This window comes from Leptolyngbya sp. FACHB-36 (assembly GCF_014695955.1).
Lineage (GTDB): Bacteria > Cyanobacteriota > Cyanobacteriia > Leptolyngbyales > Leptolyngbyaceae > FACHB-36.
The window spans coordinates 1-7,587 of the sequence record NZ_JACJPG010000172.1; the positions used below are offsets into that span (position 1 = coordinate 1).

Below are 7,587 nucleotides of genomic sequence, written 5' to 3' on the forward strand. Positions count from 1 at the left end.
CCAGAGTTATACTCAGACCAGTTGCGGATGCGGTATTGAGCTTTCATGGCAGGTTTTGGTGTGGTAATTGAAACTTACCATGTCTCTCCCCTCCGCAACCCCTCTTCATGCAACAACGCCAAGTGAAACTAGTAAAGTCGGCAAGCGTGGAACGTTGGTGATTCCTGCCAAGCTACGCAATCGCTTTGGGTTAAAGGAAGGTTCTTTGGTGATCGCAGAAGAGACACCAGAGGGAATTTTGCTACGTCCGGCGATCGCTGTGCCAACTAGAGTGTTTACCTAGGAGCAGGTAGAAGAGCTTCTGCTGGAAGGGATTGCGAGTGGCGAGTCAACTGATATGACTCAATCGGATTGGGATGACCTGCGGCAGGTTGTGCGAACCGCTAGACAAGCCCAGTAGGTTGATCCGTGCCGAACGTTAGAAGAACTCCCAAGGCAAAACAGCTCCTGCCTGACAGCCACAAAAACACTACTCATCTAGCATCTCAATTTGCGGAACTGACAGCCCAGTTATGTGGGCAACTTGATCGATCGACATTCCCGTTTGCAACAAATTTCGGGCAATCTGCTGTACCTGGTTTTCTGCTTGTTCAGCCCGTTGACGTTCTTGTTCTTCAGCCGTCAGCAACACGTTACCCTCCAGATCTGCCCAGCGTAGCCAGGTTGCTTCAACTGTCTTGAACCTGCCCTGCCAGCGCACCAGAGCAAGCCCCAACACCTCACATTCCATTCTTCCCTCAGGGTTGGGCGCGATCGATTGATACGTACCTCCCCTCAAGCGAAACCCTGACCAATCCTCAGAATTGAAGGGGTCATACCAGAAATACTCCGGCACATGCATCCGGTTCTGATAGATCAGCTTTTTCTCATACTTATCCCGCTCTGCCGTACTGTCAGACAGCAACTCGATGATGACATCCGGGGTCTTATCTTCCTCCCAGCACACCCAGCTTTTGCGTTCCCCTTTCGGCACCCCTAGCGCCACAAAAACATCTGGTCCCTTAAAATCCTGATTTCTCACCTGCGCCATGCTGTAGTAGACGAACATAGCACCCCCCACATAGCCATCCTCACGCTGGTCTAACCAGGGTAATAAACCATCAATCAGCAACTCCATCTGGAGTTTGTGGCGCTCACTCTCCATTTTGTCTCCGTCGCTGTAAGGCAACTCATCCTGAGCTGGTGGAATGGTAATTCCAAAGGATGCAAGTTCGGCTGGGGTCATCATGGTCGTTTCTCTTCTTAAAAGAGAGCGGGGATGGTTCTATTCTACGGTTGGCATCCCACCGAAGCGCTTACCGCCTCGGCTGCCTCCTCCCCTTCCATCAGCGCCTCCATCTCCTTCGTCGCAATCCGCAGTTTCTCTATTTCCCAACCAACGCATTTGGCACTAATCAATGTTTTGCAGTCAGCTCAGGTGCTTCGCTAGAGCAAACATCTTCAAAATTCATCCAGCTTCTCCGCAAGGCACTAAGCTATCTTGCTCCCTACAACCTGTTCTAGGAGTCCATCGATCAGCATCATCCGCCTAGAGGATGTGTATCCTGTAACCGTAACCGCTGAACCCCTTGTAACTCCGTGAGCTACACCCTGGTATTACACGGTCCCAGCTTGGTAACGGTTACAGTCATGGTTACACTCACGTGCAGATTACCCGGTAGCCATCCTCCGTCTCCTTCAATAGCCCCAAGTCGATCGCCTCCCTTAAAAACGGACTGATCGCTTCATTGCTCGTGACATTGCGATTCTTCTTATTGCCCCACAGCAGGATGGCATTGCGTCGGGTGATCACCGTTCCCTGCTTCGTCTTCAGCCAGCGGATAAAGTCCCCCATCATCGGCATCGTTCCCACCGCATCAAAGTCATTTGCCAGCTCGTCATACAGCGAACTCATCTGCTGGGATTCCGGCTGATTCACCGGGTTGATCGCCTGCCTTTGAGCAGCACTCAATGCAATCGGACGCGGCACCGAATACGCCATCAACGGCTGCCATTCCCCACATCCGACCGAAATTAAGCGCTCAATCCCATGCCGCTGGCAGGAGTGGAGCAACTCCACCGTCGGCGGATGTTGGGGAGCCAGGTTGTTTCTTGCCGCCGCCGCATGTACGCCTCCATTCCAATTCGCCACTGACCCGATAAACACCGGCACACAGCTGCTCATCGCGTTCTGATTCAATCCAATGCCCCCCACCGCTGCACTCGGGGACAACCCCCAAATGCCAATCCCTGATGCCTTACCGCCACTGGCATTGGCATTGATTGCATTCACCAGCTTGCCGAAGAACGACTGGGCCGCGGCATTTGGCTTGCCAATTTTCACCCCACCCACGCGCGTGCCCACGGCATACAGCGCATGAATCGTCAGCTCATCCGCCACAAATAGCTTCGGATGCATGCGGTCGCTCGGCAGCGTCAGAAACTCCTCCAGCAGCGCCTCGAACTGCTCATAGGCGGCCGTGAGGATGAAGTCATCGGTTTCATTCAGCAGCGGGAAGCGCAGCAATTTATCGCACCACGCGAACAGCGATCGCTCATCGTTGTCGCCCTGGCTACGTAAAACTGGCGTGATGTAGTAGGCGCGTAGCCGCGTACCGTACTGCTGCCGCAACGCTCGCCCCAACTGATCTGCGGTTGTCGTCTTACCCGACTGACTGAACCCGATCCACAAGATCGATTCCACATAGCCCGTATTTGCCAGCGTGCGGACATCATACAGCGGCCGTTCAATCTCCGTAGGCGGTAGCGAGGCATCTGGCACTGGCAGCGATCGCTTCTCACCCTCCTCCCGCTTTTTTGGGCGCTGCTCATCCTCCCAAGGTGTGTCTGGTGACAGTGGTTGAGCAGTCGTGTTGACCGCGTTCAGGCGTGTAGTCTGCCCGATCGCACGTTGAATCTGCGGCTGATTCATTGGCATCGCTGGCAGCGGCTGAACAGCAGGTGCATACGTTGCTGGAGCCAGTTCCCACGCCTGCCGCGACAAATCCCCAAACATGAATTGATTCGCTCGCTCCACCTGCTGTCGCCGCTGCTGCTCCGCCACTTCCAGCTCCCGCAACGCTTGCATCACCCACTCCGGCAGGAAGTTGGTGTGCGAGCGCAGATTGACGACGAACAGCGCCAGCACCGGGTCGGAGGCATTGTTGTCGAGATGGTCGCCCTGCGCCACCTGCATCACCGTGTCCTCATACGCCTGCAGAATCGTCTTCGGCGTCAGCTCATGTACGCTGGAGGGCAGCGGGAAACCTTGTCCCATCTGTTGCTGCTGCTGGTCGTGCTGGTGACTCAAATTCACTGCCAGAAACCTAATCACATTCTCCAATAGGTGAGATCGCTTCAGCGTCACGTACTCTGGCTTCAGCCGGTCGCGCTGCGCCCCCAGCTCCATCCAGGCGTAGATGGCCGTCGCCATTGATCCCACTACCAGCGCTGCCGGCAACCCGATCGGCAGCGAAATCGGCAGCCCCATCACACCCGTAACCACGCTGCCTAGAATCAGCTTCGACTGCGCCGCTCGAAATTCGTGCTGATACTTCATCACCGCCGCATACACTCGCTCGATCGCCGTCTCCAGCGGCAGCCGCTTTTCTTCCACCAGATAGCGCAGCACCGTGTGCCCGTCCGGGTTGCCCGGCTCCAGGTTAGCTCGTAACTCATTCATGACTCCTCCTTCTCCACAGAGCACTGACTGCCCCCTCCTGCACGTTGATGATGCGATTAGCCGTAGAGCCGATCCTTATCTGCTTGCTCAGCACCCGACAGCGTGATTGCTTTGTAACCGGTGTGAATCAGCATCGCCAGCTCTACCCCAGCCACCGCAAAGAAATTCCAGACGCAATTCGTCCAGAGGGGATTGCCGATCGTGTCGATCCACGGGCGCACTTGGTGCATCGAGAAGGCATCGACTCCGTAAGCCACCAGCCCCAGAATCACCAGCGTGCGGATGGTGGTGGTCACGGCTGTCGTTGCCATGCGGTAAGCTTTGCGGGCAGTGGGATGCGGACCTGGGCGCTCATAGCGCTTGCGATTTTGCTTGTAGAGCAGGTTCTCAGCAGTTTCTGGGAAGTACAGATGAATGCGACCGACAATCTCCAATGCCTGAATCAGGAACCAGATGCAGATTGCCCCGAACAGCGCCACCGCGCCACCGGTCAACTGGTCGAGCCACTGCACGAAGCCGCCGATGACCGGCAGCCGCAGGAAAAAGCTGACGACTCGCTGTCCCATCGGCGCATCCACCGGCAGCACGCGCCCAAATTCATCCAATCGGGTCGTTAGCAGCTGGTTGACTAAATCGATGTAGCCGGTCAAGTTAATGGCGATGCAGAATCCGGCAAACAGCAGCAGCCCAAACTTAATCACATTCGGGTTGAAGATGAAGCCGAAGACGCCGTCGCTGAAGTTGCCGAGTTTTTGCGTCAGGGGAAGCTTGCGGTCTTCGTCAAAGTCCTCGTCCTGCCGCCGCTGAAACTCGCTTCGCAGCGGCTGATAAATGGGTGGGGACGCGATCGCGGGCGGGGCGCTTTGCTCAGTGCGCTGGCTGGATTGATGCTTTTTGGTAACCATCGGGAGTCCTCATTGACGGATTTACTGAGTCGGTTTCCGGTTGGGAGTAGGCACGCGAGCCGGGAGTGGCACTTCATGCGGTGCCAAGGGCGACGGCATTACGCCCCGCTGAACTAGGATTTGCTGCATCTCTTCTGCTGGCACGGTGCGAATATCGGTTAGCAGCGGTCGTTGCCCCTGAGCATCGCGCCCGACGATCGCGGTATTGCCAAAGGCGTCACACACAACGCTGCCGATGGGGAAGGGACGATTTTTGTCGATGACGATGCGCCCAAACCGATTGCGGGAGGTGAAGTAGGCCGCGGCTCCGTCGCTGATCGGCAATTCACTCATCAACGGCTGGCAGATCTGGGCGCGCTGCAGGGCGATCGCTCGGTCGTGGGTTGCTTGGGTGCGCTCGGAGCGAATGGCGTTTGTCTGTTCCGCCGCTTGCTGCAGGTCAGGAGCGCGCAGGGTGTAGCCGAGCAGTAGTGCCACCACCTGTGCTGACAGGATGAAGCCCACTGAATGGCGTAGCGTCAGGGTCATGGGTGCCTCCTCCTTACGCTGCTTGGGAAACTGGACCGAAGCGGAGGTATTCCAGGGTGGCATTGGCAATGCCCAAATCATCTTCATGCCCCTGCAGCAAACTGAGCGGCGGCAGATCCTCTTGGCTGAAGTCGAGCACGCTGCTGAGGTCCTGTACTGCTTCGGTCCAGCCGCACTGAGTCAGGTTGCAGTATGCCTGGACCAGGACGATCGCCCAGCGCTGATTCTGCGTCAGTCCTTGCAAATGCGAACCGTAGTGCGCTTCCAGCAGCGCGGCGGCTTCGGAGCTGGCGTGGTAGCCCAGATTTTTGGTCATGATGGAATCGCTCTTGATATGAGGGGTTGTCAGTTGCCGGGCTTAAGAGTTGAAAGGCTTGGGGCTGGCGTTATGGTTCGACAATCAACACGCCTGACAGGTCCTGGAGTAGATCAGCGGCGAGGAACTCGTCGGCAGAGGGGAAAGCCTCTGGCAGTGGCGAGGAGGCAGGTGCTGACCTACCGTTGGCACGGCGGAGCGGCGGGAGCGGCGGTAATGGGCGATGACGGTATTGACCACTTCGCTTAAGTCGGTCGTACCCAGTTCGTTTTCCCCGAACTGCTCCAGGAAGGGGACGTGGTAGGGCTTGATGCTGGCGCGGTATTGGCTGGGCATGGTCTATCCCCCCAATTGCCCCTGCTTGGCGCGGGCGATCTTCAGCAGTCCCAGGGCATTGGCAAACACGCCACCGGCGAGTGGGGCGATGCCTTTGCGCGTCAGCAGTTCTCGGATCGCGGGCAATTGCGAACCACCCCCAATGGCGATCGCGGCGTCAGAGGACGCCATCCACTGCTCAGATCTACGGAGTACGGGAGCTAAGGCTTTCGTTGCCCACGGTTTCAATTCCGCGTCGTAGATGGAGCGGAAGTTCCACTTGGTGTTGCCGTAGGTGAAGCTGCGAGTCTCAATCCCGGAGCGAATCAAATGGCGATCGCCTTCTTTGGACCATTTGCGCCGGGTGTTGAGGTTGCGGGCGATCGCGTCGATTAGTTCTTCCACCCCGTAAGGTTCGACCGAGCGCTGCTCCAGCTTGCCACGAGGACCGAATACCGACAGCGAGGTGGTGCCGTTGCCGAGGTCGAGCAGTAGGTTGGTGCCGTCGGTGTTGAGGTCGTGGCGGCATTCGGCGATCGCCCCGACGCCTTCTTCCACCACGCTTAAGACAGTGACCGAGACTAAGCTGGTTCGCTTGTGGTCATTGAACTGCACCTGGTGGGTGCCTTGCAGACTGGCGACTAGAGAAGCACCGAGCGCTTGAGCATCGTGGATGCTTGCCACCAGCGCCAGATTCCACACCTCGCGATGCGGCAGGTAGGACAGTGCCCCGAGCAACTGTTGCAGCCCCAGTCGAGCTTTCCCGTGACGCTATCGACGGTTTTGAGATGTGCCAGCGGGCTGTGGCGATACACCGCAACGCCGCTCATCCAGAGCTGGTTTGCCAGGTCAGCGCGATCGCCCTCAAGGTAGTCCACGAAACCGTTTACAGGTCGGTCTCGCAGCAATTCGTGGATGGGCAGGATGTAGGCAGGGCAGCGGATTTCACCGCTGGGCAGGGCAAGTTTCACGGCTCCGTTGCCGTTGTCAAAGCCGCAGGGTTCAACCTGGCTGGAAGTGGCAGCGAGCGACTGAGTTTGGCTGAGCGCCAACATGGGCAGAACTCCTGATTCAAAGTGAATGGAATGCTGATGTGAAAAGGTTTTGAGTGCTGCTTCAGAGGTGACTTTGGAAGGGTTTGAAAGTCCTGAAGCAGCCGGTATTAGGATTTGCGTTCCTGCTCGTGTCTGGTAGGACGTTAGCACACAGTATGCAAACAGTGTGCACACTTAAGTTAAAATCTGTGCTATCGAGTACCCTTATGGAGACACAACATATGCACTCCACTGAAGTGGCAACAAACAAAGCTAGGTTAGTAGCCTACTGCGACCCCAAGATCAAAGAAAAGCTAGAACGGTTAGCAGAACTTCGGTTGAGGAGTTTGAGCAACCTGATTGAATCTGTTCTAGTTGAAGAAGTTGCCAAAGCGGAAGCCAGTGGAGAGCTACCGACTAAGCCAGTTGACGGCAAATGAGGGTAACGATTATGCCCCCCCATCACTCAGCAACGACTGACCTTTCAGGAATATCTGACCTATGACGATGGCACAGATACCCGCTATGAACTGGTCGATGGGGAACTGGTTCCAATGAGCCTAGGGACTGGCAAACACGGAGCCATTATTCGCTTCCTGGAACGCCAGTTTGAAGCGGCAATTGCAGACTTGGCAGCTCCGTGGCTTGCTTTGCCTGCAAGCAGGTCGCGTGTTGCCAAACGGTGTTTATTTTTGCACCATCAAACAACATAATAGCGAAAACGACCAAGCCTCAAATCTTGATCGAGAAGAGGTGTTTAGAGTTGCTATCGGTCTTCATCCCAAAACCTACGTCCGCTTATTTGGTCAGAAACCAGTACGCCCTAGC

At 56.3% G+C, this 7,587-nt stretch carries 12 protein-coding genes and 1 pseudogene; 5 read left to right on the forward strand and 8 right to left on the reverse strand.

Annotated elements, in window-relative coordinates:
- Positions 1-79 precede the first annotated feature (79 nt).
- The gene (locus tag H6F43_RS02675) at positions 80-283 is read left to right on the forward strand and encodes an AbrB/MazE/SpoVT family DNA-binding domain-containing protein (RefSeq protein WP_190340459.1); all 204 of its coding nucleotides are present in this window, start codon (positions 80-82) and stop codon (positions 281-283) included.
- Positions 284-469: 186 nt separating this feature from the next.
- Here the strand turns inward: H6F43_RS02675 and H6F43_RS02680 are convergent, their stop codons facing one another.
- The 6 genes from H6F43_RS02680 to H6F43_RS02700 all read right to left on the reverse strand — a co-directional run bounded on the left by H6F43_RS02680 (position 470) and on the right by H6F43_RS02700 (position 5,410).
- A complete protein-coding gene (locus tag H6F43_RS02680; protein WP_190340468.1) occupies positions 470-1,225 on the reverse strand; it encodes a Uma2 family endonuclease in 756 nt (251 codons plus the stop codon).
- 44 nt (positions 1,226-1,269) lie between these two features.
- Positions 1,270-1,398 carry a hypothetical protein gene (locus H6F43_RS22605; RefSeq protein WP_277879856.1) on the reverse strand — a complete coding sequence of 43 codons (129 nt, stop codon included), beginning with the start codon at positions 1,396-1,398 and terminating at the stop codon, positions 1,270-1,272.
- 241 nt (positions 1,399-1,639) lie between these two features.
- Positions 1,640-3,661, reverse strand: a complete 2,022-nt coding sequence (locus H6F43_RS02685) for a hypothetical protein (protein WP_190340460.1) — start codon at positions 3,659-3,661, stop codon at positions 1,640-1,642.
- A gap of 56 nt (positions 3,662-3,717) precedes the next feature.
- On the reverse strand, positions 3,718-4,566 hold the full coding sequence (locus tag H6F43_RS02690) for a hypothetical protein (RefSeq protein ID WP_190340461.1): 849 nt from the start codon (positions 4,564-4,566) through the stop codon (positions 3,718-3,720).
- A gap of 21 nt (positions 4,567-4,587) precedes the next feature.
- On the reverse strand, positions 4,588-5,094 hold the full coding sequence (locus H6F43_RS02695) for a hypothetical protein (protein ID WP_190340462.1): 507 nt from the start codon (positions 5,092-5,094) through the stop codon (positions 4,588-4,590).
- A gap of 13 nt (positions 5,095-5,107) precedes the next feature.
- Complete coding sequence (locus H6F43_RS02700) at positions 5,108-5,410, reverse strand: hypothetical protein (RefSeq protein ID WP_190340463.1); 303 nt, start codon at positions 5,408-5,410, stop codon at positions 5,108-5,110.
- 72 nt (positions 5,411-5,482) lie between these two features.
- On the opposite strand from H6F43_RS02700, the gene H6F43_RS02705 reads away from it, so the two are divergent.
- On the forward strand, positions 5,483-5,659 hold the full coding sequence (locus H6F43_RS02705) for a hypothetical protein (protein WP_190340464.1): 177 nt from the start codon (positions 5,483-5,485) through the stop codon (positions 5,657-5,659).
- A 90-nt stretch (positions 5,660-5,749) separates the two neighbouring features.
- Here the strand turns inward: H6F43_RS02705 and H6F43_RS02710 are convergent, their stop codons facing one another.
- Both H6F43_RS02710 and H6F43_RS02715 read right to left on the reverse strand, forming a co-directional pair.
- Complete coding sequence (locus H6F43_RS02710; RefSeq protein WP_190340465.1) at positions 5,750-6,463, reverse strand: hypothetical protein; 714 nt, start codon at positions 6,461-6,463, stop codon at positions 5,750-5,752.
- Complete coding sequence (locus H6F43_RS02715) at positions 6,367-6,780, reverse strand: hypothetical protein (protein ID WP_190340466.1); 414 nt, start codon at positions 6,778-6,780, stop codon at positions 6,367-6,369. Before H6F43_RS02715 ends, H6F43_RS02710 begins: the two co-directional genes overlap by 97 nt.
- Positions 6,781-7,001: 221 nt before the next feature.
- Here H6F43_RS02715 and H6F43_RS02720 point away from each other — a divergent pair, with 221 nt between their 5' ends.
- The 3 genes and pseudogenes from H6F43_RS02720 to H6F43_RS21955 all read left to right on the forward strand — a co-directional run.
- A complete protein-coding gene (locus H6F43_RS02720; RefSeq protein WP_190340467.1) occupies positions 7,002-7,199 on the forward strand; it encodes a hypothetical protein in 198 nt (65 codons plus the stop codon).
- Between the two features lie 21 nt (positions 7,200-7,220).
- Positions 7,221-7,373 (forward strand): annotated as a pseudogene (locus H6F43_RS22120) (Uma2 family endonuclease); the annotation flags it as partial.
- On the forward strand, positions 7,369-7,587 hold a 219-nt coding region (locus H6F43_RS21955), incomplete at its 3' end, for a DUF6194 family protein (RefSeq protein WP_242025285.1). The pseudogene H6F43_RS22120 and the gene H6F43_RS21955, both read left to right, overlap by 5 nt.

Coding starts and splice junctions, on each gene's coding strand:
- H6F43_RS02675 (WP_190340459.1), top strand. CDS start 80: ATGTCTCTCCCCTCCGCAACCCCTCTTCATGCAACAACGCCAAGTGAA.
- H6F43_RS02680 (WP_190340468.1), bottom strand. CDS start 1,225: ATGACCCCAGCCGAACTTGCATCCTTTGGAATTACCATTCCACCAGCT.
- H6F43_RS02685 (WP_190340460.1), bottom strand. CDS start 3,661: ATGAATGAGTTACGAGCTAACCTGGAGCCGGGCAACCCGGACGGGCAC.
- H6F43_RS02690 (WP_190340461.1), bottom strand. CDS start 4,566: ATGGTTACCAAAAAGCATCAATCCAGCCAGCGCACTGAGCAAAGCGCC.
- H6F43_RS02695 (WP_190340462.1), bottom strand. CDS start 5,094: ATGACCCTGACGCTACGCCATTCAGTGGGCTTCATCCTGTCAGCACAG.
- H6F43_RS02700 (WP_190340463.1), bottom strand. CDS start 5,410: ATGACCAAAAATCTGGGCTACCACGCCAGCTCCGAAGCCGCCGCGCTG.
- H6F43_RS02705 (WP_190340464.1), top strand. CDS start 5,483: ATGGTTCGACAATCAACACGCCTGACAGGTCCTGGAGTAGATCAGCGG.
- H6F43_RS02715 (WP_190340466.1), bottom strand. CDS start 6,780: ATGTTGGCGCTCAGCCAAACTCAGTCGCTCGCTGCCACTTCCAGCCAG.
- H6F43_RS02720 (WP_190340467.1), top strand. CDS start 7,002: ATGCACTCCACTGAAGTGGCAACAAACAAAGCTAGGTTAGTAGCCTAC.